This is a genomic window from Variovorax sp. HW608 (assembly GCF_900090195.1).
Lineage (GTDB): Bacteria > Pseudomonadota > Gammaproteobacteria > Burkholderiales > Burkholderiaceae_C > Variovorax.
Genome location: NZ_LT607803.1, coordinates 6,724,105 through 6,749,372, shown reverse-complemented (window position 1 = coordinate 6,749,372; position 25,268 = coordinate 6,724,105). Strand labels below are relative to the sequence as shown.

Annotated in this window: 26 protein-coding genes; 11 read left to right on the top strand and 15 right to left on the bottom strand. The window is 67.1% G+C overall.

Annotated features, from left to right (window positions below; genetic code table 11):
* The first annotated feature begins 3 nt into the window (after positions 1-3).
* From VAR608DRAFT_RS32010 to VAR608DRAFT_RS32000, 3 genes are read left to right on the top strand one after another with little or no spacing between them, the layout of a single operon-like run.
* The gene (locus VAR608DRAFT_RS32010) at positions 4-879 is read left to right on the top strand and encodes a carbohydrate ABC transporter permease (protein ID WP_088957731.1); all 876 of its coding nucleotides are present in this window, start codon (positions 4-6) and stop codon (positions 877-879) included.
* Positions 876-1,727 carry a carbohydrate ABC transporter permease gene (locus tag VAR608DRAFT_RS32005; RefSeq protein WP_088957730.1) on the top strand — a complete coding sequence of 284 codons (852 nt, stop codon included), beginning with the start codon at positions 876-878 and terminating at the stop codon, positions 1,725-1,727. The genes VAR608DRAFT_RS32010 and VAR608DRAFT_RS32005 overlap by 4 nt, the downstream gene beginning before the upstream one ends.
* A gap of 22 nt (positions 1,728-1,749) precedes the next feature.
* Positions 1,750-2,820 (top strand): ABC transporter ATP-binding protein, encoded by a 1,071-nt coding sequence (locus VAR608DRAFT_RS32000; protein WP_088957729.1) that lies wholly within the window; start codon positions 1,750-1,752, stop codon positions 2,818-2,820.
* A gap of 18 nt (positions 2,821-2,838) precedes the next feature.
* Here VAR608DRAFT_RS32000 and VAR608DRAFT_RS38170 read toward each other — a convergent pair whose 3' ends face one another.
* The 4 genes from VAR608DRAFT_RS38170 to VAR608DRAFT_RS31980 form a co-directional block, all read right to left on the bottom strand.
* Positions 2,839-3,108: a DMT family transporter gene (locus VAR608DRAFT_RS38170; protein WP_269458508.1), complete on the bottom strand. Its 270-nt coding sequence runs from the start codon at positions 3,106-3,108 to the stop codon at positions 2,839-2,841.
* Positions 3,109-3,232: 124 nt separating this feature from the next.
* Positions 3,233-4,990 carry a DEAD/DEAH box helicase gene (locus tag VAR608DRAFT_RS31990; protein ID WP_088957727.1) on the bottom strand — a complete coding sequence of 586 codons (1,758 nt, stop codon included), beginning with the start codon at positions 4,988-4,990 and terminating at the stop codon, positions 3,233-3,235.
* 190 nt (positions 4,991-5,180) lie between these two features.
* A complete protein-coding gene (locus VAR608DRAFT_RS31985) occupies positions 5,181-5,960 on the bottom strand; it encodes a class I SAM-dependent DNA methyltransferase (protein WP_088957726.1) in 780 nt (259 codons plus the stop codon).
* A complete protein-coding gene (locus tag VAR608DRAFT_RS31980; protein WP_088957725.1) occupies positions 5,957-6,445 on the bottom strand; it encodes a tetratricopeptide repeat protein in 489 nt (162 codons plus the stop codon). Before VAR608DRAFT_RS31980 ends, VAR608DRAFT_RS31985 begins: the two co-directional genes overlap by 4 nt.
* A 227-nt stretch (positions 6,446-6,672) precedes the next feature.
* On the opposite strand from VAR608DRAFT_RS31980, the gene ettA reads away from it, so the two are divergent.
* Positions 6,673-8,334, top strand: coding sequence for an energy-dependent translational throttle protein EttA (ettA, locus tag VAR608DRAFT_RS31975; protein WP_088957724.1), 1,662 nt, complete (start codon positions 6,673-6,675; stop codon positions 8,332-8,334).
* A 196-nt stretch (positions 8,335-8,530) separates the two neighbouring features.
* Positions 8,531-9,646: a PQQ-dependent sugar dehydrogenase gene (locus VAR608DRAFT_RS31970; protein WP_231973033.1), complete on the top strand. Its 1,116-nt coding sequence runs from the start codon at positions 8,531-8,533 to the stop codon at positions 9,644-9,646.
* A gap of 71 nt (positions 9,647-9,717) precedes the next feature.
* Here VAR608DRAFT_RS31970 and VAR608DRAFT_RS31965 read toward each other — a convergent pair whose 3' ends face one another.
* The gene (locus VAR608DRAFT_RS31965; RefSeq protein ID WP_088957722.1) at positions 9,718-11,457 is read right to left on the bottom strand and encodes an IS1634 family transposase; all 1,740 of its coding nucleotides are present in this window, start codon (positions 11,455-11,457) and stop codon (positions 9,718-9,720) included.
* A 309-nt stretch (positions 11,458-11,766) separates the two neighbouring features.
* On the opposite strand from VAR608DRAFT_RS31965, the gene VAR608DRAFT_RS31960 reads away from it, so the two are divergent.
* Complete coding sequence (locus VAR608DRAFT_RS31960; protein ID WP_088957721.1) at positions 11,767-12,696, top strand: response regulator; 930 nt, start codon at positions 11,767-11,769, stop codon at positions 12,694-12,696.
* On the opposite strand, the gene VAR608DRAFT_RS31955 is transcribed toward VAR608DRAFT_RS31960, so the two are convergent.
* Positions 12,597-13,967: a TAXI family TRAP transporter solute-binding subunit gene (locus VAR608DRAFT_RS31955; protein WP_088957720.1), complete on the bottom strand. Its 1,371-nt coding sequence runs from the start codon at positions 13,965-13,967 to the stop codon at positions 12,597-12,599. The two genes, VAR608DRAFT_RS31960 and VAR608DRAFT_RS31955, sit on opposite strands and share 100 nt — an antisense overlap.
* Before the next feature lie 157 nt (positions 13,968-14,124).
* On the opposite strand from VAR608DRAFT_RS31955, the gene VAR608DRAFT_RS31950 reads away from it, so the two are divergent.
* A complete protein-coding gene (locus VAR608DRAFT_RS31950) occupies positions 14,125-14,352 on the top strand; it encodes a hypothetical protein (protein ID WP_088957719.1) in 228 nt (75 codons plus the stop codon).
* Here the strand turns inward: VAR608DRAFT_RS31950 and VAR608DRAFT_RS31945 are convergent.
* Positions 14,322-15,338, bottom strand: a complete 1,017-nt coding sequence (locus VAR608DRAFT_RS31945) for a P1 family peptidase (protein ID WP_088957718.1) — start codon at positions 15,336-15,338, stop codon at positions 14,322-14,324. The genes VAR608DRAFT_RS31950 and VAR608DRAFT_RS31945 overlap by 31 nt on opposite strands.
* 210 nt (positions 15,339-15,548) lie before the next feature.
* Between VAR608DRAFT_RS31945 and VAR608DRAFT_RS31940 the strand changes: the two genes are divergently transcribed.
* On the top strand, positions 15,549-16,022 hold the full coding sequence (locus VAR608DRAFT_RS31940; protein WP_088959090.1) for a Cd(II)/Pb(II)-responsive transcriptional regulator: 474 nt from the start codon (positions 15,549-15,551) through the stop codon (positions 16,020-16,022).
* Between the two features lie 4 nt (positions 16,023-16,026).
* Here the strand turns inward: VAR608DRAFT_RS31940 and VAR608DRAFT_RS31935 are convergent, their stop codons facing one another.
* The 7 genes from VAR608DRAFT_RS31935 to VAR608DRAFT_RS31905 all read right to left on the bottom strand — a co-directional run bounded on the left by VAR608DRAFT_RS31935 (position 16,027) and on the right by VAR608DRAFT_RS31905 (position 21,557).
* Positions 16,027-17,004: a glycerophosphodiester phosphodiesterase gene (locus tag VAR608DRAFT_RS31935; protein WP_088957717.1), complete on the bottom strand. Its 978-nt coding sequence runs from the start codon at positions 17,002-17,004 to the stop codon at positions 16,027-16,029.
* Positions 17,001-17,579 carry a DUF1439 domain-containing protein gene (locus VAR608DRAFT_RS31930; RefSeq protein ID WP_088957716.1) on the bottom strand — a complete coding sequence of 193 codons (579 nt, stop codon included), beginning with the start codon at positions 17,577-17,579 and terminating at the stop codon, positions 17,001-17,003. The genes VAR608DRAFT_RS31935 and VAR608DRAFT_RS31930 overlap by 4 nt, the downstream gene beginning before the upstream one ends.
* A gap of 55 nt (positions 17,580-17,634) precedes the next feature.
* On the bottom strand, positions 17,635-18,417 hold the full coding sequence (locus VAR608DRAFT_RS31925; protein ID WP_088957715.1) for an amino acid ABC transporter ATP-binding protein: 783 nt from the start codon (positions 18,415-18,417) through the stop codon (positions 17,635-17,637).
* The gene (locus VAR608DRAFT_RS31920) at positions 18,401-19,054 is read right to left on the bottom strand and encodes an amino acid ABC transporter permease (protein ID WP_088957714.1); all 654 of its coding nucleotides are present in this window, start codon (positions 19,052-19,054) and stop codon (positions 18,401-18,403) included. The genes VAR608DRAFT_RS31925 and VAR608DRAFT_RS31920 overlap by 17 nt, the downstream gene beginning before the upstream one ends.
* Before the next feature lie 7 nt (positions 19,055-19,061).
* Complete coding sequence (locus tag VAR608DRAFT_RS31915) at positions 19,062-19,724, bottom strand: amino acid ABC transporter permease (RefSeq protein ID WP_088957713.1); 663 nt, start codon at positions 19,722-19,724, stop codon at positions 19,062-19,064.
* A 12-nt stretch (positions 19,725-19,736) separates the two neighbouring features.
* The gene (locus VAR608DRAFT_RS31910; RefSeq protein WP_088957712.1) at positions 19,737-20,528 is read right to left on the bottom strand and encodes a transporter substrate-binding domain-containing protein; all 792 of its coding nucleotides are present in this window, start codon (positions 20,526-20,528) and stop codon (positions 19,737-19,739) included.
* 63 nt (positions 20,529-20,591) lie between these two features.
* The gene (locus VAR608DRAFT_RS31905; protein ID WP_088957711.1) at positions 20,592-21,557 is read right to left on the bottom strand and encodes a Bug family tripartite tricarboxylate transporter substrate binding protein; all 966 of its coding nucleotides are present in this window, start codon (positions 21,555-21,557) and stop codon (positions 20,592-20,594) included.
* Positions 21,558-21,677: 120 nt separating this feature from the next.
* Here VAR608DRAFT_RS31905 and VAR608DRAFT_RS31900 point away from each other — a divergent pair, with 120 nt between their 5' ends.
* Positions 21,678-22,157, top strand: a complete 480-nt coding sequence (locus VAR608DRAFT_RS31900) for an aminoacyl-tRNA deacylase (RefSeq protein WP_088957710.1) — start codon at positions 21,678-21,680, stop codon at positions 22,155-22,157.
* A 34-nt stretch (positions 22,158-22,191) separates the two neighbouring features.
* Positions 22,192-22,950, top strand: a complete 759-nt coding sequence (locus VAR608DRAFT_RS31895; protein ID WP_088957709.1) for a Mut7-C RNAse domain-containing protein — start codon at positions 22,192-22,194, stop codon at positions 22,948-22,950.
* Here VAR608DRAFT_RS31895 and VAR608DRAFT_RS31890 read toward each other — a convergent pair.
* The gene (locus VAR608DRAFT_RS31890) at positions 22,940-23,380 is read right to left on the bottom strand and encodes an OsmC family protein (protein ID WP_088957708.1); all 441 of its coding nucleotides are present in this window, start codon (positions 23,378-23,380) and stop codon (positions 22,940-22,942) included. The two genes, VAR608DRAFT_RS31895 and VAR608DRAFT_RS31890, sit on opposite strands and share 11 nt — an antisense overlap.
* A gap of 192 nt (positions 23,381-23,572) precedes the next feature.
* Here VAR608DRAFT_RS31890 and VAR608DRAFT_RS31885 point away from each other — a divergent pair, with 192 nt between their 5' ends.
* Entirely contained in the window at positions 23,573-25,267 is a 1,695-nt protein-coding gene (locus VAR608DRAFT_RS31885) for a long-chain fatty acid--CoA ligase (RefSeq protein WP_088957707.1), read from the top strand.
* Position 25,268 lies beyond the last annotated feature (1 nt).

The window sequence follows — 25,268 nt, the reverse complement described above, 5'->3', positions numbered from 1 at the left end:
GCCATGAGTTCCACCGCAAGCGCCGTCGTGGCGCCAGGCGCCGCCGAGGCGCCGGTTTCGAAGTCGGGGCGCTGGCAGTTCTGGGGGCGGCTGATGGTCGTTCCCTACCTGCTGGTGTTCCTTGTCTTCGTGCTCTATCCGGTGTGCTACGGGCTCTGGCTGGCGCGCCATCCCCAGAGCTACGAGCACCTGGTCGCCGACCCGATCTTCTTCCGGTCGGTGATCAACACAATCGTCTTTCTCATCGTCGCCATCAATCTCAAGATGGTGGTGGCGCTCGTGCTGTCGGGCTTCTTCGTGCAGTCGCGCTGGTGGATCAAGATCCTCTCGGGCATCTTCATCCTGCCGTGGGCGGTGCCCTCGATCCCGACGATCCTGTCGGTGCGCTTCATGCTCAATCCCGAGTGGGGCGTGATCAACAGCACCATCTTCCGCCTCACCGGGCTCGATGGGCCGAACTGGCTCAACGATCCGACGCTGGCGCTGGGCTTCGCGATGCTGATGCACATCTGGAAATCGCTGCCGTTCTGGACGCTGATCCTGGTCGCCGGCCGCCTTGCGATCCCGAGCGAGCAGTACGAGGCTGCGTCGGTCGACGGCGCGAGCACCTGGCAGAAGTTCCGCTTCATCAGCTGGCCGGCGCTGCGCACGCTCTACGTCACCTCGCTGATCCTTTCGATGATCTGGACGCTCGGTGACTTCAACAGCGTCTATCTGCTCACGGGCGGCGGGCCGGCCGACTTGACGCACGTGCTGGCGACGCTCGGCATCCGCTATCTGCGGCTCGACCAGGTGGACCTGTCGATGGCTTCCATCGTCGTGGCATTGCCCCTGGTGCTGCCGCTGGTCTATCTCATGATGAAGAGGCTCTCGAAATGAAACGCTGGACCCTCAAGTCCGTCGGCAACGAGGCCAGGCTGCTGCTGATCGGCATTCCCGTGCTGCTGTGGACGCTGATCCCGGTCTACCACATGGTGCTGTTCGCGATCTCGCCGCGCGGCGAGGCGACCAGCGGCAAGCTGTGGCCGAACTCGCCGACCCTCGACAACTTCGCGACCGTCTTCCACCAGAAGCATTTCTATCTCGATCACTTCTGGGTGCAACTCGGCAACTCGGTGCTGATCGCGGTGGCGGTCGGCGTGATCACCCTGTTCGTCGCGACCACCGCGGCCTTTGCGATCAGCCGGCTGAGGGTGCGGGGAGGGCGCACGGTGATGAACATGGCGCTCTTCACCTACTTCATTCCGGCCGCCTTCCTCGCGGTGCCGATGTACAAGACCATGGGCAACTACGGGCTGCTCAACAGTCAGTGGTCGCTGATCCTCGCGATGGTGACCATCGCGTCGCCGTACTGCATCTGGGTGCTCAAGCAGGCCTCCGACAAGCTGCCCTACGAGCTCGACGAAGCCGCGCGCATGGATGGTGCGTCGCCTCTGCAGCTGTTCCGTCTGGTGTACCTGCCGCTGATGGTGCCTTCGCTGGTGGCTGTCGGCACCTATGCGCTGCTCTTGGCGTGGAACGAGTACCTCTATGCCTTCCTGCTCTTGTCGAACGACCGCAGCGTCACGCTCGCCGTCGCGCTCGGCAATTTCCTCGCGGCCGACGATTCGCCGTGGGAACTGCTGATGGCGACGGGCCTCATCTACGCGCTGCCGCCGGCAGCGATCTATTACGCATTCAAGCGCTACATGGTCGGTGGTATCACCGCCGGCGCGGTCAAGAGCTGAACGGTTCAGGGAAAGAAGCAACATGGCATCCGTCACCTTTCGCGACATCCAGAAGTTCTACGGCAAGACGCGCGTCATCGAGCGCCTCGGTTTCGAGATCGAGGACGGCGAATTCGTCGTGCTGGTCGGCCCCTCGGGCTGCGGCAAGTCGACGCTGCTGCGCATGCTCGCGGGCCTGGAAGACATCACAGGCGGCCAGATCCTCATCGACGGGCGCGTGGTCAACGAGCTCGAATCGAAGGACCGCGACATCGCGATGGTGTTCCAGAGCTACGCGCTCTATCCGCACATGACCGTCGGCGAGAACATGGGCTTCAGCCTGCGCCTGCGCAATGCCGACAAGGCGGTCACGCAGCAGCGTGTGGCGTCGGCCGCGAAGATCCTCAACCTCGACCACCTGCTGGAACGCTATCCGCGCGAGCTGTCCGGCGGCCAGCGGCAGCGCGTCGCGATGGGGCGCGCGATCGTGCGCGATCCCAAGGTGTTTCTGTTCGACGAGCCCTTGTCGAACCTCGACGCCAAGCTGCGCGTCGCGATGCGCGCCGAGATCAAGGCGCTGCACCAGCGGCTCAAGACCACCACGGTATACGTCACGCACGACCAGATCGAGGCGATGACCATGGCCGACCGCATCGTGGTGATGCACGACGGCATGGTCGAGCAGATCGGCACGCCGCTCGAGCTCTACGACCGGCCCGACAACCTCTTCGTCGCGCAGTTCATCGGCTCACCGGCGATGAACGTCATCGAAGGGACCGTGCGACGCAACGATGGCGTCAGTTTCGTCGAGGCGCAAGGCGAGCGCTGGCCGGTGCCGGCGGGGACCTCGGCAACGGACGGGCAGCTGGTCCACTACGGTATCCGCCCCGGCGACATCACGCTGTCCTCGCCCGAGAACGGCGTGCCCGCCCGCGTGGTGGTGGTCGAGCCGACGGGTGCGGAAACCGAGCTGCTGGTGCAAGTCGGCGAGGCCAGCCTCACGCTGGCGGTGCACGGCCGGGTCGATGTGGAGCCGGACCAGATCGTCGGGCTGGCGATCTCCGGCGGCAGCGTGCATCTCTTCGACCGGCAGAGCGGGAAGCGGCTGGGTTAGCGAGGAGTCCAGTGCGCATCAGGATCCCTGCGGATCGAGGTTGAGCACGACGACGCCGAAGACGATCATGACGATCCCGATCATCCGTAGGGGCGTCATCGATTCGCCAAAGCACAGAATGCCAAGTGCTGCGGTCAAAGCGGTTCCGGTTCCCGCCCACACTGCATAGGCCAAGCCGACTTCAAGGGTCTTGACTGCGATGGACATGAGCCAGATTGCGGCCGCATAGGAGGCCCAGACCAGCACCGACGGGGCGAGGCTTCGGCGCCGACAACGACGAGCGGCCACATCCGTCGTCGAAAATGCAAAACGCCCAGTGCACTGCACCGGGCGTCATTGGCCGGATGGCTCCGGTCCATTTGCCGTCCAGACTGTCAACGCAAATCAGGACGGCTCACGCAGCGGGTCCGCTTCAGCGGCCGAACGAGCGGCCACCGCCGAAACCACCGCCTGAGCGGTTGCCGCCACCGCCACCACCACCGTTGCCGCTGCGACGACCGCGGTTGCGGTTGCCACGGCCGCCCAGGCTGTCGACGCTGGTGCGCAGCGGATCGGGCTGGCCCGAGCCAGCCGACATCGATTCGGCGCGCATGTGGGCCAGCGCATCGGCCTGCGTCGGGCTGTGGCTGTTGCCGTGGTGGCGCGGCTGGCGCTCCTCGTGGGGATCGTGGGCGTGATGGTGATGCACCGGCGCGTGGTGCGGGCTGCGCGCCGGGCCCTGCGGGCCGCGCGGAGCTTGTTGTCCGCGTCCGCCCTGGCCACGGCCGCCGCCCTGGCCGCCGTTGGCATTGCGGTTCGCCTGTGCACCCTGGCCTTGCGGCTGGCCATTGGCGCCATTGCCGCCGTTGCGGCGCTGCCCGTTGCCGCCGCGCTCGCCTTGCGCGGCCTTGTTGTCGCGGATGCGCTGCATCATTTCCTGCCGCGCGGCCTTGGCGGCGGCCTGCATCACCTCGCGGCTCGGCGGACGGCCGGCGCCGCCCCAGATGGTCTGGCGGCCCATCGCGATCGGTTCGGCGCGCTCGCCTTCCTCGGGGCCGAAGCCGTCGATGACCTTCACCGGGATCTGCTGCTTGGTGAAGCGCTCGATCTCCTGCATGAAGCCTTCTTCGTCGAGGCAGACCAGGCTCACCGCCTCGCCGCTGGCGCCGGCGCGGCCGGTGCGGCCGATGCGGTGCACATAGTCCTCGCTGACGTTCGGGATTTCGTAGTTGACGACGTGCGGCAGCTCGTCGATGTCGATGCCGCGCGCCGCGATGTCGGTCGCGACCAGCGCGCGGATCGTGCCGCTCTTGAAGCCGGCCAGCGCCTGCGTGCGCGCGCTCTGGCTCTTGTTGCCGTGCAGCGCCATCGCCTCGATGCCGTTCTTGGTGAGGAATTCGGCCACGTTGTTGGCGCCGAACTTGGTGCGGGTGAAGACCAGCACCTGGCTCCAGTCGTGCTCGTTGATGATGTGCGCGAGCAGCGCCTTCTTCTTGCCGCGGCCGACCGGGTGGATCACCTGCGTGATGCGCTGCACCGTGGTGTTGCGCGGCGTGACCTGGATGTGCTGCGGATCGCGCAGGAGGCCGGCGGCGAGTTCGCGGATCTCGTCACTGAAGGTGGCCGAGAACAGCAGGCTCTGCTTTTCCTTCGGCACCAGCGCGAGCACCTTGCGCACGTCGTGGATGAAGCCCATGTCGAGCATGCGGTCGGCTTCGTCGAGCACGAGGATCTGCACGGTCGAGAGGTCGAGCATGCCCTGCTGCTGCAGGTCGAGCAGGCGGCCGGGCGTGGCCACGAGGATGTCGACGCCGCGCTTCAGGCGGTCGATCTGCGGGTTCATGCCGACGCCGCCGAAGATCACGGTCGAGCTCAGCTGCAGGTACTTGCCGTAGGCGCGGACGGATTCTTCGACCTGTGCCGCGAGTTCGCGCGTGGGCGTGAGCACCAGAGCGCGCACGCCGGTGCCGCCGAACTTGTTGTTGGCGCTGCGGCTCATCGAGAGCTTGTGCAGCAGGGGGAGGGTGAAGGCGGCGGTCTTGCCGGTGCCGGTCTGGGCGCCGCCGAGGAGGTCCTGGCCTTCGAGGACGGCCGGGATGGCCTGGGCCTGGATCGGGGTGGGGTTTTCGTAGCCCTGCTCACGCACGGCTTTCAAGATGGCCGGAGCCAGCTTCAGATCGTCAAAGTTCATTGAATTCAACAAGCGCCCTACACGGCGCAGTGGTATCCAACCGCTCGGGCGCCTCGTTGACGCCGAGCCAGTAAGGGTGGATGAAGGTCAGGGGTGGGAGCCTGAAGGCCCGATTCAGCGGAAGCGAAACGGCCTTCTTTGTCCCCGGCGGAGAGCCGGCGCTGCGGGCAACTGGACCCGACAGCAGCCGCTATTGTCGCATGAGTCGCATCGGGGCGCCCGGGCGGAGGTTTTCGGGGCGCTGGAGATAGACGAACATGCCCGCGATCGCTTCGCGCTGGTCGTCGCGGATCGGTGCGTGCACCAGTCGCACGACATCCAAGCCGTGACGTGCCGCGAGGCCGCGCAGGTAGCGCTCCGAATGCGCATAGCGCAGGCTCGGCAGCAGTTCGAAATCCGCATCCTCCCTCGCGGCGGATTCGGCCGAGAAGCAGAAGATGCCGCCCGGCGCCAGCGCCCGGTCGAGCGCCGCAAAGACCGGCGCGAGGTCGCCGACGTAGATGAAGACGTCGGCCGCCGTCACGAGGTCGTAGCGTTCGTCCGTGCCCTTCAGGTAGTCCACGATGTCGGCGTGCACGAGGCGCTCGTAGAGGCCGAGCGCGCTGGCCTTGTCCATCATCTGCCGGGACAGGTCGACGCCGGTGAGTTTCTGCACCATCGGCTTGAGGTGCGGCGCGCACAGGCCCGTTCCGCAGCCGAGATCGAGCGCGAAGCGGAAGCTGCCGCGGCCCAGGCCGGCGAGATGCCTGGCCAGCGTGCCGTGCGCCTGGTAGCCGAGCAGGCCGACCAGGTGCGCGTCGAATTCGTTCGCATAGTCGTCGAACAGGGTTTCGACATAGTGGCCGGGCGCGGCCGATGGCGCGGCTTCTTCGCCCGACACCGAGGCCAGGTAGTACCGGTGCAATGCCGGATCGGCACCGAGCGCCAGCGCCTGCCGGAAGGCAGCGGCCGCCTCGCCGCCGCGATTCATCTCGCGCAGGATGCTGCCGCGGTTGGTCCATGCCTGCGCGATGCGGGGTCGGCCGCCAGCGCGCGATCGTACGAATCCAGCGCCTCTTCGGGCCGCCCGAGCGCCTGCAGCGTCTGCCCATGGCGAAGCCAGGGTTCTCCGGCCGGTAGCAGGCCCAGCTGCAGCACCTTTTCATAGCCCGCGAGCGCTTCCGGATGCCGGTTCAGTTGCCCGAGCGCGTCGGCCCGGTGGAACCAGGCTTCCGCGTTGTCGGGCTCGGCGGCGAGGACCTGCTCGATCACGCCAAGCGCGTCCTGCGGGCGTGCCAGCCTGAGTTGCGTCGCGGCGAGGTTGATCAGCGTCGAGACCCGTCCCGGAAGCAGCGCCAGTGAGGCCAGATAGCGCTGTTCGGCCTCGGCGAAACGGCCGGCCTGGAAGGCAGCGAGACCCTCGAAGAAGCGCTCGCGGGCCTCGTCGAAGGCGTCGGGTGCGGGTGTGGGGCTCATGGATGGGGCCGGAGAATAGCAGCGCCTGCGTGGTGTTTGGGTCGTGGATTCCACGCAGCCAGGGGGCCTGCGGTAGACTTCACCCCCAAACCCCGGTCGGAAATCGCGCTGCAGCAGCAAGCAAGCGCCTGCCAGTTTAGGCAGATCCGCAATCGAACCTCGCGCAAGGCTCGTTGCTGGTTTCCCGATCACCCCGTGCAGTCCCCCATCATCGAGCAGAGATAGACATGGCCCAGTACGTCTACACCATGAACAAGGTCAGCAAGACCGTGCCGCCCAAGCGGCAGATCTTGAAGGACATTTCGCTTTCGTTCTTCCCCGGCGCCAAGATCGGCGTGCTGGGCCTCAACGGTTCGGGCAAGTCCTCGCTGCTGAAGATCATGGCCGGCGTGGACAAGGAGATCGAGGGTGAAGCCATCCCGATGCCCGGTCTGTCGATCGGCTACCTGGAGCAGGAACCCAAGCTCGACCCCGAGCACACCGTGCGCGAATCCGTCGAGGAAGCGATGGGCGAGGTCAATGCGGCCAAGGCCCGCCTCGAGGAAATCTACGCCGCGTATGCCGAACCCGATGCGGATTTCGACGCCCTTGCCGCCGAGCAGGGCCAGCTCGAAGCCGTGATCGCCGCCGCCGGCACCGATTCGGAGCACCAGCTCGAAATCGCCGCCGACGCGCTGCGCCTGCCGCCGTGGGAGGCCAAGATCGGCCTGCTCTCCGGCGGTGAAAAACGCCGCGTCGCGCTGTGCAAGCTGCTGCTGTCCAAGCCCGACATGCTGCTGCTCGACGAACCGACCAACCACCTGGACGCCGAATCGGTCGAGTGGCTCGAAGTGTTCCTGAAGCGCTTCTCCGGCACCGTGGTGGCCATCACCCACGACCGCTACTTCCTCGACAACGCCGCCGAGTGGATTCTCGAACTCGACCGCGGCCGCGGCATTCCATGGAAGGGCAACTACAGCACCTGGCTGGAGCAGAAGGAAGCCCGTCTCGAGGCCGAGCAGAAGGGCGAGGAAGCCCATGCCAAGGCCATGAAGAAGGAGCTCGAGTGGGTGCGCCAGAACGCCAAGGGCCGCCAGGCCAAGAGCAAGGCCCGCATCCAGCGCTTCGAGGAACTGTCCGACTACGAATACCAGAAGCGCAACGAGACGCAGGAAATCTTCATCCCCGTCGCGGACCGTCTCGGCAGCCAGGTCATCGAATTCAAGAACGTCAGCAAGAGCTTCGGTGACCGCGTGCTCATCGACAACCTGAGCTTCAATATCCCGGCGGGCGCGATCGTCGGCATCATCGGCCCGAACGGCGCCGGCAAGTCGACCCTGTTCAAGCTGATCGCCGGCAAGGAGAAGCCGGACAACGGCGAAGTGGTGATCGGCCAGACCGTCAAGATGGCCTTCGTCGACCAGACGCGCGATGTCCTCTCGAACGAGAAGACGGTCTGGGAAGACATTTCCGGCGGCCTGGACATCCTCAACGTCGGCAAGTTCCAGATGGCGAGCCGCGCCTACGCGGGCCGCTTCAACTTCAACGGCGGCGACCAGCAGAAGAAGGTCGGCTCGCTCTCCGGCGGTGAACGCGGTCGCCTGCACCTGGCCAAGACGCTGATCGCCGGCGGCAACGTGCTGCTGCTGGACGAACCCTCGAACGACCTCGACGTCGAAACGCTGCGTGCGCTCGAAGACGCGCTGCTCGAATTCGCCGGCAGCGTGCTCGTCATCAGCCACGACCGCTGGTTCCTCGACCGGATCGCCACGCACATCCTGGCGGCCGAAGGCGACAGCCAGTGGACCTTCTTCGACGGCAACTACCAGGAATACGAAGCCGACAAGAAGAAGCGCCTCGGCGAGGAAGGCGCCAAGCCGCACCGCGTGCGCTTCAAGGCCCTGAAGTAATCAGGGCCGGCCCGGCCGAGGCGTCCGGCGCGCCGTTTCGGCGCACACTCCCGCCATTCCAGCTCGGCGCAACCGTCAAGGAGCGGACATGGTGGCCAGGGGTCGATGGTTCGCGGCAATGCTCGTGCTCCTCTCGGCGTGCGGGGGCGGAGGCGGGGCAGGTGGCGGTGCCAGCGTCTCTCCGTCGACGGCCGCTTTGCCCGCTGCCCCAGCTTTCAAGGTCGTCGAAGTGGCGACGGGGCTCGATACGCCGTGGGCCCTGGCTTTCCTGCCGGATGGCCGCATGCTCGTCACGCAGCGTGGCGGCCAGATGCGATTGCGAAATGCCGACGGCAGCCCGGCCAATGGCGGCGCCGACCGGCTCAGCGGTGTTCCGGCCGTCGCGGCCGTCGGGCAGGGCGGGTTGCTCGACGTGGCACTGGACCCCGATTTCGAGAACAACCGGCGCATCTATTTCAGCTTCGCCGAGAGCGATGCGACGAACCCCAGTCTGAACGGCACCGCCGTCGCGCGCGCGCAGCTCGATACGGCCGGCATGGCCCTTCGCAATGTCGTGGTCGTCTACCGGCAGTCGCCGAAGGTCGAAAGCACGGCCCATTTCGGTTCCCGTCTCGTGTTCGACCGCAACGGGTACCTCTTCGTCACCATGGGCGAGCGCCAGCTCGATACGCAGCGCGGCTTCGCGCAGGATCTCTCGCGGGGCAACGGAAAGGTGGTGCGGATCACCACCGACGGTGCGGCGGCGCCGGGCAATCCGTTCCTCGGCACGACGGGCGCCCAGCCGGAGATCTGGAGCTACGGCCATCGCAATCCGCAAGGCGCCGCGCTGCATCCCTCGACGGGCGAACTCTGGATCGACGAACACGGCCCGCAGGGCGGCGACGAGGTCAACCTCGTGCTGCCCGGCCGCAACTACGGCTGGCCGGTCATCAGCTACGGGCAGGAATACGGCACCTTGACGCAGGTCGGCGAGGGCACCGCCAAGGCGGGCATGGAACAGCCGTTGACCTACTGGGACAAGATCGACGGCTCGACCTGGACGCCCGGTACCGCGAAATCCTCGATCGCGCCGAGCGGCATGGCCTTCTACACCGGCGATGCACTGCCCGAATGGAAGGGCAATCTCTTCATCGGTGCGCTGGCGGGGACGGCGCTGTGGCGGCTCAGGCTCGACGGCAACACCGTGCGCTCGCGCGAGCGGCTGCTCGCAGAACGCAACGAGCGCATCCGCGACGTGCGGCAGGGTCCCGATGGCTGGATCTACCTGCTGACCGACAGCCCCAACGGCAAGCTGCTGCGCCTGCAGCGCTAGCCCGAACTTTGAGCCTCGAATGAGCGCAACCCCTTGATCCTGCTGAGTTTGTTCAGCGAGGCTGGGTGGGCTTACTGGGTACAGGCGGGATTGGCGCCGAGCAGCTTGAAGGCCTTGTCCTGCAGCGGCGTGGGCCGCGTGGTGATGACGATCTTGGCGTTCGGGTTCAGGCTCGTGTGGGTGATGTTGTAGGCGAGCGTGGCCAGGTCCTGCAGCAGCGTGCGCAGGCTGTGCAGCGGTAATCCGTCGCTGGCGTGCTTGGATGTGTCCTTGTCGCGGGCGTGCTCGGAGCGCATCGCCTTGGCGACCGGAGAAGCCCGCTGGCCTTGGGCCTGCTCGAGGAACTCGTCGTCGAACAGCACAGGCTTCAGGCGCTCGCGCAGGTGCCACTCGACGTAGTAGGCGAGCATGCACAGGAAGACATGCGCGCGAACACGCTCGGTGTTGTAGTGGAAGACCGGCCGCACATGCAGGTCCACGGTCTTCATCGAGCGGAACGCGCGCTCCACCTGGGCCAGGCTCTTGTAGGCGGCCACCGCCGCGGCCGCATCGAGTTGCTGGGCGCTCAAGCTGGTGCGGATCACGTACAGACCGTCCAGCGCGGTCTCGCTGGCAATCGAATCGGCCTTGCGCCGGAATGCGAAGGTCGTCTCGGTGATCGTGAGCTCGAAGTGCTTGGCCACGTTGAAGCGGTCGATGAGGCGCCCCACGCGCAACGCGATGGCCTGCTCGCCGCGCAGCGGCTGGCGCGCACGCTGCGTGGCCGCGGCGACCTTGCCCAGATCGGCCTCGGTGGCCGCCAGCAACTCGCCGCGCTTGCGTGAGCGCTCGGCCGCCAGAAGTGGGTTGCGGCACACCACGAGCCGCTCGCCGGGAAAGTGCTCGCTGCTGACTTCGATGAGATTGCGCTCATCGAACAGCGACGGCTGGAAGGGCCCGAGCTCGGCGGCCAGCTGCGCGATTTGCGGCGCGCGCAGACTGCTGATCCAGTCCATGCCCTGCGGCTTGAGCACCTGCTCGATGCGTGCCGAGGTCAGCATCCCGCGATCGCCCACCCACGTGATGCGTTCGATGCCAAAGCGCTGCTTGAGCTTGGCCACCTGCTCGGCCACCGTGGCCGGGTCGCCCGTGTTGCCGGCGAACACTTCGACGGCGATCGGGCACCCCTCGGGCGTACAGATCAGCCCGAACACGATCTGTGGATCGTCGCGCTTGCCGTCGCGCGAATGGCCGCGCGCGGCCAGCTCGCAGCAGCGTCCCGTCAGCCAGGTCGAGGTGAGGTCGTACAGCACCAAGGTGCTGCCGGCCAGATGCTTGCGCGCCAGTCGTCGCTCGATCGCCGGCTGCGCGCCGTGCAGCCAGTCCAGCGCACGGTACAGATCATCGGCGCTGCACTGACCCACACCCAGCACGCGGCCCAGCGAGTGGGTGGCGGTGTCGTCGTGCAGCATGCGATGGGTCGCGAGCTTGGAGCCGGGCGTGAGCACGCGCGCGACGAGCATGGCCAGCAACAGTGCGCGCAGGTCCTCGGGCGCACTGGCAAACCAGGCCGGCGCGTCGCATTGGCGCGCGGCCGCCAGCACGGCGGCCACATGGCCGTGGGGCAGGCTGCGCTCGATGCTGAAGACCTCCTGCGCGTCGGGCACGGCCACGCCCCCGCGCAGCAACACCTTCAAGCCCTCTATGACCTCCGCACTCAGGCTCGACAGATTGGCCAGCGTGCGCTTGCGCACCTTGCCGTCTTCGCGATAGGACTCGCGCAACAGGATCGCGGGGGGCGAGTCGCGGTTGGGGACGGCCTCGATGTACATGGCTTCATGTATGGATCATCAATAGACGAAATTCAAGAAGCATTTGCACAATTTACATGGCTACACAAACGAGGCAAAAAATAGCTGGAACCCGCGCCATGCTTGGGTTCCAGCTACTTCATGTGCCCAAAGTTCGGGCTAGCGTCGTGAAGCCCACTCGGGCGAAAGAGACTTTTCCGGCTGACGGTAGGACGAGTGCCGACGGCAATTCGGAGGCCGGACGCTATATTTCTCCGGTCGCGACCTCTCCCGTCACCGCGTGCCTCGTGGGCCCGGCGAGGGCCTTCGCGGCAAGGGAGAAGAGAAGAAATGAAAAGCAAGGCCAGTTTGCTGTTCGTCGATGACAACCCGAGGGTCATCAATCTCGTGAGCATGATGTTCCGCGGCGCGTACAGGGTGTACACCGCGAGCTCCGGAGCCGCGGCCCTGGAGATCATCGATGCCCACCCGGTGGACGTGATCGTGAGCGACGAGCGGATGCCGGTCATGCGCGGCACCGAGTTGCTGGCGGAGGTCCGAAGGCGCTCGCCCTCGACGATCCGGCTGCTGGTGGCGGGCTATGCGGAACTCGCCGCGCTCGTCGGTTCGCTGAAGGCGGGCGACGTCTTCCGCTTCGTGAAGAGGCCCTGGAATCCCGAGGAACTCAAGCGCGCCGTGCTCGAAGCCGTGGTCGCTGCGCGAGCCGTGTCGACGCACGCCGCGGCGAGCGTCGACATGGCGCAACCGCTCGCCGCGAATCGCCCGTCGGGCGTGCTCGTGATCGACGAGAACGCCGAAGACCGCCGCGCGATCGCGAGCCTCGTCGGCGATCACTTCGCGGTCCGGAGCGCGGCCAGCATTCCCAGGGCGCTCGAACTGCTGGCGGCACACGAGATCGGCGTGGTCGTGTGCACAGCGCAGGTCGGCGGCATGGACGTCGGCAAGCTGTTCCGCGTGCTGAAGGAGGACCATCCGGCCACGACCACCGTGATGATGGCCAATCCATCCGACTTCGATCGCATCCTGGGGCTGCTCGACGGGGTGCAGATCTTCCGCTTCGCCTCCAAGCCGATCCGCGAGAGCGTGTTCGGGCTCGCCGTCAGCGCCGCGATGAAGGAGCACCGCCGCCTGCGTTCGGTCCGAAGGCCTAGCAACGCGAGTCAGGCCGGTCGGGACGAGGGCATCGCGGCCCCGCCGGCCGGCGGCGCGCCTGCCAGCACCCGCTTGCGGACCGCATCGATGTTGTTGCGCAGGGCGTAGAGCTCATCGGCGTACGACAGCGGCACCGCCACCTTGTTGACCATGCGGTCGAGGTCGTCGAGCTCCTTCAGGAGCGCATCGCGCTCGCCCTTGTGCGCCACGAGCTTGTTTTCGACGTCGCGCAGCCGTGCATACCAGCGGAACACCCGGCGCCGCACCCGGAACTGGTAGAGCGGCGGCACGACGCGGCTGAGCGGCAGCATCAGGACCAGCAGACCGCCGAGCACCAGCCACATGCGCTCGATCAGGTTGCTGGCCCAGAACGGCAGGTAGCGCTGCCAGAACGGCGGTGTGCCGTTGATCGCACGGTCGCCTTCGGGACTGACCGGCAGCTCGCTGGTGCGCGTGTTCGGGAATTCGCGCGCGCGGTTGAACCAGCCCGCGCCGCCATGGATGGACTGCGCGCTCTGCGCGAAGAGCTGCCGGATCGCCGGATGGGTCTCTTCGCGTGCCAGCAGCGAGGTCGCAGCGGCCAGCAAGGTCACGTTGCGCGAGGGCAGGTCGGTGGAGAGGTCGACCACGCCGCGCGGCAGCGTCACAGGCTGCAGGAAGGGGAAGCGACGCGAGTACGCATCGCTCTGAACGAAATCCATGAGCCGGATATCGGGTGAGCGGAGCAACTGCTGGACCAGGGGCGACTCCGGCGCCGAAGCCAGCACGATCACGTCGACCATCCCGCCCAACAGCGCCTCGGTGGCGGCCTGCTGTTCGAGGTGCGAGATGTTCAGCTTCGCGGGATTCATGTCGTTGGCGCGGAACATCCTGTCCATGAGGTCCGGCACGCCGCTGCCGGCCTTGTCGACGTTGATGCGCAGGTCCCTGAACTGCGTGAGCGACGTGAGCCTCGCCGCCTTGCGGTCGATCTCGCGCGCCGCGTCGGTGCGGTAGAAGAACCAGAGCGGCTCGAAGAACAGGCCGCCCAGCGAGATCAGGCCGGCTTCCTCGTCCTTCGCCGGGTCGGCGCTGCCGCCGCGCACGAACGCCACGTCGGCCTTGCCGCTGCGCAGCAGTTGCAGGTTGTCGAGTGAGCCGTCGGTCGGGCTCTGGATCACCTCGATGCCGCTGGACCTGAACGCGTCCGAGTAACGCTTGCCGAACGCCGCGTAGGCGCTGCCCGCGGGGCCGGTCGCCAGCGTCACGTGCTTGGGCGGCTGCGGCTGGAGCCACCAGTACGCGGCGACGAGCAAACCGATGACGAGAAAGACCACCGGGCCGGCGGAGACGATCAGATCGCGGATCGAGAGAAGAAAGAGTCGGATGGCTTGAGGCATGGGCTCGGCATTTTCTGTGGGTTTGACGCAGCGTTCGTTACAAAGCGCTCGCAGGCGGCGCGCAAGACATAGCGCATTCAGCCAGAAAGACTAGGCCTTCGACACTGACGCACGTCGTATTGATGCAGTGCAGCGCACAGGGCCCAATAGAGGCACCATGACGAACCTCAAGACTCATCTCCTGCTCCTGGGCAAGATGCTTGTGGCCTCGCTTGCGCTGTCGATGCTGCTGCTCATCGCGGCGCAGGACCTGTTTCCGCTCATGTCGCCTTTCCAGCTGCTGCTGAGCGCCGGCTTCGGCGTCGTCCTGCTCATCGCCGTGGTGTACCTGCCCGCGCTGGCGTGCAAGCTGCTTCAGGCGAGGTCCGCCGCAGAGGGGAAGTGAGCCTCGGCGGTGCGCACGCTGCGCGCCGCACGCACCGCGCGCAAGGTCGCGCGCGCCACCACTTCGGCGGCCAGTGCACTCAGCACCGTCATGCCCGGCGCGTCGCCCTGCAGCGGCACGCGGCCCGTCGCGAGCGCGAACAGGGTGTCGCCGTCGCTCATCGTGTGCACCGGATTGATCGCGCGCGCGAGCCCGTCGTGGGCCGCTGTCGCGAGCCGGTTCGCCTGGACCTTGGTCAGCACCGCATCGGTCGCGACCACGCCCAGCGTGGTGTTGGTGCCCGCGAGCAGCGGCTGCGGCAGCTCGCCGCGCAGCAGCGCGCGGCGCGTGTCGAGGAGGGCATGGCCGTCCTCCGTGCGGGCGCCGGCGACGACTTGGCCGGTGTCGGGGTCGACCACGTCGCCGAGCGCATTGCATGCGACCAGTGCGCCCACCGTGACGCCGTTGACCGTGACCGAGGCGGTGCCGATGCCGCCCTTCATTGCGCGATGCACGCCGAACAGCTTGCCCACCAGCGCGCCGCTGCCGGCGCCGACATTGCCTTCCGCGGGTGCCACCGACGAGGCCGCTTGGCACGCCGCATAGCCGGCCGCCGCATCGGGCCGGATGCGCGCATCGCCGATCGGCAGGTCGAACAGCACGGCCGACGGAACGATCGGCAGCGTTCCGTAGCGCACGTCGAGGCCGACGCCGCGTTCCTCGAGCCAGCGCGTCACGCCGTCGGCTGCGGCCAGGCCCCAGGCGCTGCCGCCGGCGAGCAGCACCGCATGCACCTGCTGCACGAAGTTGCCCGGTGCGAGCAGATCGGTCTCGCGCGTGCCGGGTGCGGCGCCGCGCACGTCCACACCGGCCACCGCGCCCTCGCGGGCCAGGATCACGGTGCAGCCGGTGGGGCGGCGCGTGTCGGTGAAATGGCCGACCTCGATGCCGGCGACGTCGGTGATGGCGCCCCCGTTCGGGTCTGGGGAAAGGGAGGAATCGGGCATCCGAAGATTATGGTTGTTCATGTGCCTCATTTGCAGGCAACTCAGCCGCAACCCGCATGGAATGGACCTGCAGCACCTGCTGTCCTCGTGCAACTCACAACGTTATCCACAGAAGTCCGGTGTAACTCGGGACAAATTCCGTTCGCGAGTTGCCGTGATCCGCGCGTGCTGCGACCATCGGCGGCATCGATGTCAGACCGAAGTATGACCATGCCGGACGCAAGCCAGGCCGCCGGGGCCGTCTACCGCATCGGCGATGCCGCCGCGCGCAGCGGCGTGAGCGCCGCGAATATCCGCTACTACGAAAAAGAAGGGCTGATCACGCCGCAGGGGCGCGCCGACAACAGCTACCGTGTCTACAGCGATGCCGACGTGCACCGGCTGCGCTTCATCCGCCTGTGCCGGGCGATGGACATGTCGCTCGACGAAGTGCGCACGCTGCTCGCGCTCGACCTGCGCAGCAAGGCCGATTGCGACGCCGCCTGCGTGACGCTCGATGCGCACCTGGGCCATGTGCGCGAGCGCCTGCGCGAGTTGCGCTCGCTCGAAAAGGACCTGATCGCGCTGCGCGACTGCTGCGACGGCACCGATGCCGAGTGCCACATCATCGGAACGCTGCACGCGCGCGCCGATCGCGAATCGCCGCCCGACCCGCCGCGCGCGCGGGCCACGCGCCACGTGTGAGGCTTCAGCGGCCGCGCGGCGGCAGCGGCATGTTCTTCTCGCTCATCACGTCGCGAAGGATCGCCGGGTCGTCGGTGATGATGCCGTCCACGCCCCAGTCGATCAGCCGGATCAGGTCCGCGCGCTCGTTCACGGTCCACGGCAACACCTGCAGGCCGAGCGCGTGCGCTTCCTTGAGCAGATCGGGCGTGAGGTCCTTGAACGCTGGCGACCAGATGACTTGGCCCGGACCGCTCCCGGCCGCGGCTTTCACGAGGCGCGGCGCGGAACCGAAATCCTCGAAGCGCAGGCCCGCGGTCCAGCGGCTGTCGCTCAGCGTGCGGGCGGTCGTGAGATAGGCGCGCTGGATCTGCGGCGCCGCATCGCGCACCAGCGCGAGCGTGCGCCAGTCGAAGCTCTGGATGGTCACGCGCTGCGCCATGCCGGCCTTGTCGATCTCGGCGAGCAGCGCCCGCACCATCTGCTCGGGCGACGCGGTTTCGTCGGGCCGCGTGGGATCGACCTTGGTCTCGATGTTGAAGCGCACCTGGTCCGCGCCCGCCGCGCGCACGCGCTCGAACAGCGAGGCCAGCGTCGGAATGCGTTCGCCGTCGCGGACCCGCTGCTTCGGGAACGGCTTGCCGTAGTCGCTGCGCGGGTCGATGCGGCCCACGTCATAGGTCTGAAGCTGCGCGATCGTCAGCGTGCGGATCGCCGGTCCCTTCGCAGGCAGGAAATCGCCTTGCGCGTTGCGTGTGTGGTCCGGGTTCAGCACCGTGTCGTGCGAGATCACCACCACGTCGTCGGCCGTGAGGCCGATGTCGAGCTCGAGCGTGGTCACGCCCATGCCGATGGCATTCGAGAACGCGGCGAGCGTGTTCTCCGGCATCAGCGCGCGACCGCCGCGATGCGCCTGCAGGTCGATGGCGGGCCGGGGTGTGGGTGCCGGCGCCGCGCACCCGCCAATGAGCGCCGTCGCCGCGATGAGCGCGGTGAGCTTCATTTGAGCTCTACGGTGATGCCGTCGTTCTGCACGGTGATGGCTCCGATCTCGTAAGTCTTGCGTCCAACGGTGAGCTCCTCGGCCGTGAAGGTGCGCAGGGGCTGGTCGCGCAGCAGTTCCTGCGCGACGACGGCGCCGATCCGCTGCAGGCGTTCGGCATCGCGGCCCGTCACGCCCTGCAGTTCGAGCCGCTCCGCCTGGGGCTGGTCCAGCCGCAGGGCGCGCGCGGGCGCATCGTACTTGAGCGCGCTGCTGACCGAGACAACGCCCAGCACGGTCGAGGGGCGCAGCAGCGGGCTGGTGATCGTGAGCGCCGCGGTGATCGCAGCGCGGTTCTTGTCGCCGTCGAGTCCGAGCTGCGGATCGCTCAGGCTCACGGTGAAGATGTCCGCATAGCGCTTCTGCACCGGGAAGTGCCTGGCGATCTGTGCCTGCAGTTCCTCGCGGCTCGCGGTGTATTCGCTGGTGAAGAAGTTGAAGCCGGCCATGGCCGCGAACGACGCGGGCAGCGTCGCAGCGCCCAGCAGCGCGCGCAGCACCAGACGGCGGGATGGGAGGGGGGAGCGGTAGCGCATACCGCTCCGAGCTTGCCACAGACGGGCGGGTTCCCGCCCGGGTCCGTTCGGCCGCTCAGTCGTTCAGCGACGAAAGGAACTGTTTCAATTCGGGCGTCCGGGGGTTGCCGAACAGCGCCTCGGGCGTTCCCATCTCGTGCACCCGGCCCTGGTGCATGAAGATCACGCGGTCGCTCACCTTGCGCGCGAAGTTCATCTCGTGCGTCACCATGAGCAGCGTCATGCCTTCGTCGGCGAGCGATTCGACCACGCGCAGCACTTCGCCCACCAGTTCGGGATCGAGCGCCGAGGTGATCTCGTCGCACAGCAGCACGGCCGGTTCCATGGCCAGTGCACGGGCGATCGCGACGCGCTGCTGCTGGCCGCCCGAGAGCTGGTCGGGCATCGCATCGAACTTCTCGGCCAGCCCGACGCGCGCGAGCAGCTTGCGCGCCTGCGACGCGGCTTCCATGCGGCTGCGCTTTTTCACCAGCGTGGGCGCGAGCATCACGTTGCGGCCGACCGAGAGATGCGGGAACAGGTTGAAGCTCTGGAAGATCATGCCCACGTGCTGGCGCAGGTCGCGCATCGCCATCGCGCTCTCGTGCAGGAGCGGCTTGCCGTCGACGGTGAGCGAGCCTTCCTGGAACACCTCCAGGCCGTTGATGCAGCGCAGGAGCGTGCTCTTGCCCGAGCCGCTCTTGCCGATGATCGCGATCACTTCGCCGCGCTTCACGTCGAGGTCGATACCCTTGAGCACCTCGTTGCTGCCGTAGGACTTGCGCAGCGCGGTGATGCGCACGATGGGCGCGGCGGCCGGCACGGCTGCCGGCGCGGGAGCTTCAGCGACGAGCGCCATGGAATTTCCTCTCCAGATTCTTGGCGTACAGGCTCACGGGGAAGCACAGCACGAAATAGAGCAGGGCGACGCAGCTGAACACCACGAACGGCCGGAAGGTCGCGTTCGAGATCATGCTGCCCGCCTTGGTGAGTTCGACGAAGCCGATCACCGATGCGAGCGCGGTGCCCTTGATGACCTGCACCAGGAAGCCCACCGTCGGCGCGACCGCGATGCGCACCGCCTGCGGCAGGATCACGTGCCGCATCTGCTCGCCGAAACCGAGCGCGAGGCTGCCGGCGGCCTCCCACTGGCCCTTCGGGATCGACGCCACGCAGCCGCGCCAGATCTCGGTGAGAAAGGCGCTGGTGTAGAGCGTCAGCGCCACCGACGCGGCGGCCCATGCCGAGACATCGACACCGAACAGCGCCATGCCGAAGTAGGCGAGGAAGAGCTGCATCAGGAGCGGCGTGCCCTGGAAGATCTGCACATAGACGCCGATCAGCCGCTCTGCCGCGCGCCCGCCCGAAAGCCGCAGGAAGAGCAGCGCCGCGCCGACCGCGCCGCCGCCCACGAAGGCGATCAGCGACAGCACGACCGTCCAGCGCAGCGCCATCAGCAGGTTGCGCAGGATGTCCCAGATGGAGAAATCGTTCATCCGCGCCTCACCGTCCGAAGAACCAGCGCGGGCCGGCCCAGTTGAGCAGCCGCCGGGCTGCCACCGACAGCGCGAGGTAGATCGCCGTCGCGATGATGAAGGCCTCGAAGGCGCGGAAGTTGCGGCTCTGGATCAGGTTCGCCGCGTAGCTCAGCTCCTCGGTCGAGATCTGGCTGCACACCGCCGAGCCGAGCATCACGATGATGATCTGGCTCACCATCGCGGGCCACACCTTCTTCAGCGCCGGTGGCAGCACCACGCGCGTGAACACCTGCACCCGGTTGAGCGCGAGGCTCACGGCCGCCTCGATCTGCCCGCGCGGCGTGGCCTCGATGCCGGCGCGGATGATCTCGGTCGCGTAGGCGCCGAGGTTCATCACCATCGCGATCACCGAGGCGACTTCGGGCGAGAGCTTGAAGCCCGCCGCCGGCAGCCCGAAAAAGATGAAGAAGAGTTGCACGATGAACGGCGTGTTGCGGATCAGTTCCACGTAGCTGCCCACGATCCAGCGCAGCCATGCCGGTCCGCTGGCGCGCGCCCAGGCGCAGGCGATGCCGACCACCATGCCGATGACCGTTGCGATCGCGGTCAGGCCGAGCGTCCACAGCACGCCCCTGGCGAGCAGGGGCCACTGGCCGAGAACCGCGCCGAAGTCGAATTCGATGCCCATTCGAGGGACCGGTCAGACCGGCAGGTCGCCCGCCGGGCGGCCGAGCCACTTCTTCGCCATGGCGTCGAGCGTGCCGTCCTTCTTCGCGTTGGCGATGATCTCGTTGACCTTGGCCTTCAGCGCGTCCTCGCCCTTGGCGATGCCGATGAAGCAGGGGCTGTCCTTGAGCAGCAGCTTGTATTCGGCGCCGAGCTGCGGGTTCTTCTGCATCATGTCGCCCGCGACCGCGGCGCTGGTGGCGAGCGTCTGCGTCTGGCCGGCCACGAAGGCGGCGATGGTGGCGTTGTTGTCCTCGAAGCGCTTGTAGTCGACGTTCGCAGGCGCGACCTTGGCGAGCTCCTGGTCTTCCATCGCGCCGCGCGTCACCGCGATGCTCTTGCCGCCCAGGTCGGCGAAGCTCTTGATACCGAGGTTCTTCGAGGCATAAACCGCCTGGAAGAAGGGCGCGTAGGCGGCGGAGAAATCGATCACCTTCTCGCGCTCCGCGTTCTTGCCGAGCGTGGAGATCACGAGGTCCGCCTTGCGCGTCTGCAGATAGGGAATGCGGTTGGCGCTGGTGACCGGCACCAGCTCGACCTTGGTGCCGAGCTTGCTCGCGATGAGCTGCGCCATCTCGATGTCCAGGCCCTGCGGCGTCATGGTCTTGTCGACCGAGCCGTAGGGCGGGTAGTCGGTCGGCACGGCGATCTTGATGACCTTGGCCTTGAGGATGTGGTCGAGCGCGTTCTGCGCGTGCGCGGCGCCGGTGGCGAGCAGTGCGGCGGCGGCGAGGATCGCCGCGAACCGGCGCTTGGAAAATTGCATGGCATGGCTCCTGAATAGGTCGGTGGAATTGCTCCGCCGACCGTACGCAAGAGCTGTGCCGGCTCAGTCCATCCGGGCGCCGGAGGCCTTCACCGCCTTCTCCCAGCGGGGCGTTTCGGTGGCGAGGAACTTCGCGAACTCCTCGCTGCCCATGAAGGCCGGGTCGGCGCCCTGGCTCACCATGCGGTCGCGCACCTCGGGGCTGGTGAGCACCTGGCGCAAGGCGTCGCTGAGCTTGGCGACCACGTCCCTGGGCGTGCCGGCCGGCGCCAGGAAGCCGTAGAACCCGACCACCTCGAAGCCCTTCACGCCGGACTCGATCACCGTCGGCACGTCGGGCAGCGCGGGATTGCGCTTCGCGCTCGTCACGGCGATCGCGCGGACCTTGCCCTGCTTGTGGTAGCTGGCCGCCTGCGGGATCGATTCGGCCATGAACTGAACCTGCCCGCCCATCAGGTCGGTGAAGGCCGGCGCGCTGCCGCGGTAGGGGATATGGACCATGTAGATGCCGGTCGCGTTCTTGAACATCTCGGGCACCAGGTGGCTGATGCCGCCGTTGCCTGCCGAGCCGTAGTTGATCTGCCCCGGCCGCGCGCGGGCGTAATCGATGAACTGGTGCAGGTTCGCCACCGGCAGCGACGGCGTTACCAGCAGCGCGAGCGGCTGCATCGCGGTGCGCGCGATCGGCGTGAAGTCCCTCAGCGTGTCGTAGGGCAGCTTGCTGTAGAGCGCGCCGTTGATCACTGCCACACCGGTGTTGGCGAGCATCAGCGTGTAGCCGTCGGCCGGGCTCCTGGCCACTGCCTCGGCGCCGACGGAGCCGCCCGCACCGGGCTTGTAGTCGATGATGATCGGCTGGCCCAGCGCCGCCTGCAGCTTGTCGGCGAGCAGGCGGGCGTGCTGGTCGAGCGGCCCGCCGGCCGGGAAGCCGATGATGATCTTGATCGGCTTCTCGGGGTAGGCCGCAAAGGCCGCGGCCGATGCCGCGATGCACATTGCGGCCGCGATGGCCTTGCGGGCGATGTTCATGGTGCCTGTCTCCTCGTTGCGCGAGGGATCATAAACAGGGCCCGATTTGCGATCCCCAGCCGCTGGGAGCAAACTGACGGGACGGCGACCTCGCCGTGTTTTCGCACAAGGAGGATTGCCATGTCCATTCCTTCCCACCTTTCCAGCTATCTTGACCAGCGTGGCACACGCTACGAGGTCACCACGCACGCACACAGCCATAGCAGCCTGGAGACCGCACGCTGCGCCAATGTCAGCCCGGGTCGACTGGCCAAATCGGTCATCCTCGAGGACGAAGAAGGCTGCGTGATGGCCGTCGTTCCCGCCGACAAATTGGTCATGCTCGGGGAGTTCTCGCGCTTTGTCGGTCGCCGCAGGCTGAAGCTGGCCGGCGAGGCCCGGATCGCAGAGCTGTTCGATGACTGCGACCCCGGCGCGATACCGGCAGTCGGAATGGCATGGGGGCTGCCGACCATCGTCGATGACGAACTGGAAGCCAATGACGTTGTCTATATGGAAAGTGGCGACCACGAGCAGCTGCTGCGGATGTCGCACGAGCAGTTCCATGCGCTGATGCGCGCCCAGCCACACGGGTCCTTCTCCAAGACCGCGGAGCTCTGACGGCAGCTGACGGGACGCGCTGACCGGCAGTGTGATGGTCACGGCGACCTTCCGGTTCTACGAGGAGCTGAACGACTTTCTCGCGCGTGAGCGGCGAGGACGCGAGTTCCGCTGCCGGTGCGCGCGCATGGCGACCACCAAGCACATGATCGAGGCGCTCGGCGTACCGCATACCGAGGTCGAACTGGTCCTGGTCAACGGCGAGTCGGTCGGCTTCGAGACCTTGCTGCGCGACGGCGACCGCGTAGCCGTCTTTCCGCAGTTCGAAGCCCTCGACATCACGCCGGTGCTGCGCGTTCGCGCGCGTGCATTGCGCGTGACCCGTTTCGTCGCGGACGCGCATCTGGGCGGCCTCGCGCACTTGCTGCGCATGACCGGGTTCGACACGCTGTACGACAACCATTTTCGTGACGAAGAGATCGAGCGCATCTCTGGCGCGCAAGGACGCATCGTGCTGACGCGAGATCGAGAGCTGCTCAAGCGCCGGGGCATCACGCATGGCTGCTACGTGCATGCGTTGCAGTCTGCACAACAGTTGCGCGAGGTCTTTGGTCGACTCGACCTCGCGCGCGGAGTGCGGCCCTTCACGCGATGCCTGGACTGCAACACGCCCTTGCGCGAGATCGACAAGTCGCTGGTCGCCTCGACCTTGCCGGCGATGGTGCGCGAACGCTACCAGCGTTTCAGCACCTGCGATACGTGCCGGCGCGTCTTCTGGGAGGGTTCGCATTGGCGGCGGATGCGCGCCATGGTGGACGAGCTGGTGGCGCCAGGCGACGGGCTCAGCTCTTGAGTGTCGCCTTCAGCGTGATCTCCGGAACGCTCGCCAGCGCCTTCGACAGCGGGCAACCGGCTTTCGCGCCGGCGGCGAGCTGCTGGAACTTCGCTTCGTCGATGCCCGGGATCGCGGCTTCCAGTTCGAGCTGGATGCGGTCGATCTTGAAGCCCGGGCCATCCTGCGCGAGGCGCACCGCCGCCTTGGTGTCGATCGATTTCGCGGTGAAACCCGCGCCTTCGAGCGCGAACGCGAACGCCATCGTCAGGCAGCCGGCGTGGGCGGCGCCGAGGATTTCCTCGGGATTGGTGCCGCGCTTGTCGTCCTCGAAGCGGCTGGCGAATCCGTAGGGGTAGTCCTTGAGCGCACCGGTCTCGGTGCTGATCTGCCCCTTGCCGGTCTTGCCGGCGCCTTCCCAGTGAACGGTTGCGCGCTTGTCTGCTGGCATGTGAACTCCTTCGCGAATGGGTTGAACGGAGCCTGCCGTTGTACGGCAGATCGGCCGCGTCGTCTGTCAGCCGCCGGCGGCCGGTCAACAAAAAATTGCATCTTTCGGAGTCGCCCATGCGACGATTTCGGGGCTTCCCCGATGCTGCACTGCCGCGCGGCGTCGTAGGCTTCCGGCCTGTTTGGAGACCGTATGGAACGACCGCACTACAAGTTCTGGCCACAGCGCCTGCCTCGCTCGATCACCGTCCCCGCCACTTCGCTGTGGCACAACCTGAAGACCAACGCCGAGCGCTTCCCCGACAAGCCCGCGCTGGTCTTTTTCGGCCGCGAGATCAGCTACCGTGAATTCGCGGCGCAGACCGAGCGCCTGGCCGGCACGCTGCACGCCCTGGGCGTCAGGCGCGGCGACCGCGTGGTCCTCGACATGCAGAACTGCCCGCAGCTCGTGATCGCGCACTTCGCGATCCTGCGCGCCAATGCGGTGGTGGTGCCGGTCAATCCCATGAACCGGGCCGAGGAGCTCAAGCACTACATCACCGATCCCGACGCCAAGGTCGCCATCACCACCGGCGACCTCGCGCCCGAGCTGGCCAAGGCCAGCAACGCGCTCGAGGCGAAGGACCGGCTCGCGCACATGATCGTCACGCAGTTCACCGACACCTTCGATCCGCAGGTGACCGGCGACGAGGCCCCGCCGCCCGCCTGGCGCGACTGGCTGCTGACGCGGCATCCGCTGCCCGAGCTGCAGGGCGGCGCCACGATGCACTGGTCCGACGCGATGAACGCCGGCCACCCCGCGCCGGAGCACGTGGTCGGCGCCAACGACATGGCGCTCCTGCCCTACACCAGCGGAACCACCGGCCTGCCCAAGGGCTGCATCCACCACCATTCGAGCCTGAACCACAACGCCTTCGCCGGCCAGATCTGGGGGCTGGGGTCGTCCGAGGCGGTGGTGCTGGCGGTGGTGCCGATGTTCCACATCACCGGCGTGGTGAGCGTGATGCACACCACCATCGTCTTCGGCGGCACGCTGGTCATCATGCCGCGCTGGGACCGCGATACGGCCGGCCGGCTGATCTCGCGCCGCAAGGTCACGAGCTGGACCAACATACCGACCATGGTCATCGACCTGATGGCCAGCCCGAACTTCGCGAACTACGACCTGAGCAGCCTCACCTACATCGGCGGCGGCGGCGCGGCGATGCCGCAGGCGGTCGCGCAGCGCCTCCTGGAGCAGTTCGGCCTCAAGTACCAGGAAGGCTACGGCCTGACCGAGACCGCGGCCCCGTCGCACGCGAATCCGTTCGAGAACCCGAAGCAGCAGTGCCTGGGCATTCCCTACATGAGCACCGATTCGCGCGTGGTCGACCCCGACACGCTGCAGGAAATGCCCATCGGCGAATCGGGCGAGATCATCACCCACGGCCCCGAGGTCTTCCAGGGCTACTGGAAGCGGCCCGATGCGACGGCAGCCGCCTTCGTCGAGTTCGAGGGCAAGCGCTTCTTCCGCTCCGGCGACATGGGCCGGATGGACGAGGACGGCTACTTCTTCATGACCGACCGCCTGAAGCGCATGATCAACGCGAGCGGCTTCAAGGTCTGGCCGGCCGAGGTCGAACTGCTGATGTTCAAGCACCCCGCGATCCAGGAGGCCTGTGTCATCGCCACCAAGGACGCCTATCGCGGCGAATCCGTCAAGGCGGTGGTGGTGCTGCGCCCGACGCACAAGGACACCACCGAGCAGCAGATCATCGACTGGTGCCGCGAGAACATGGCGGTCTACAAGATCCCGCGCGCGGTGCAGTTCGTCGATGCGCTGCCCAAGAGCGGCAGCGGCAAGGTGATGTGGCGGCTGCTGCAGGAGGCGGAGAACGGCAAGAAGTAGA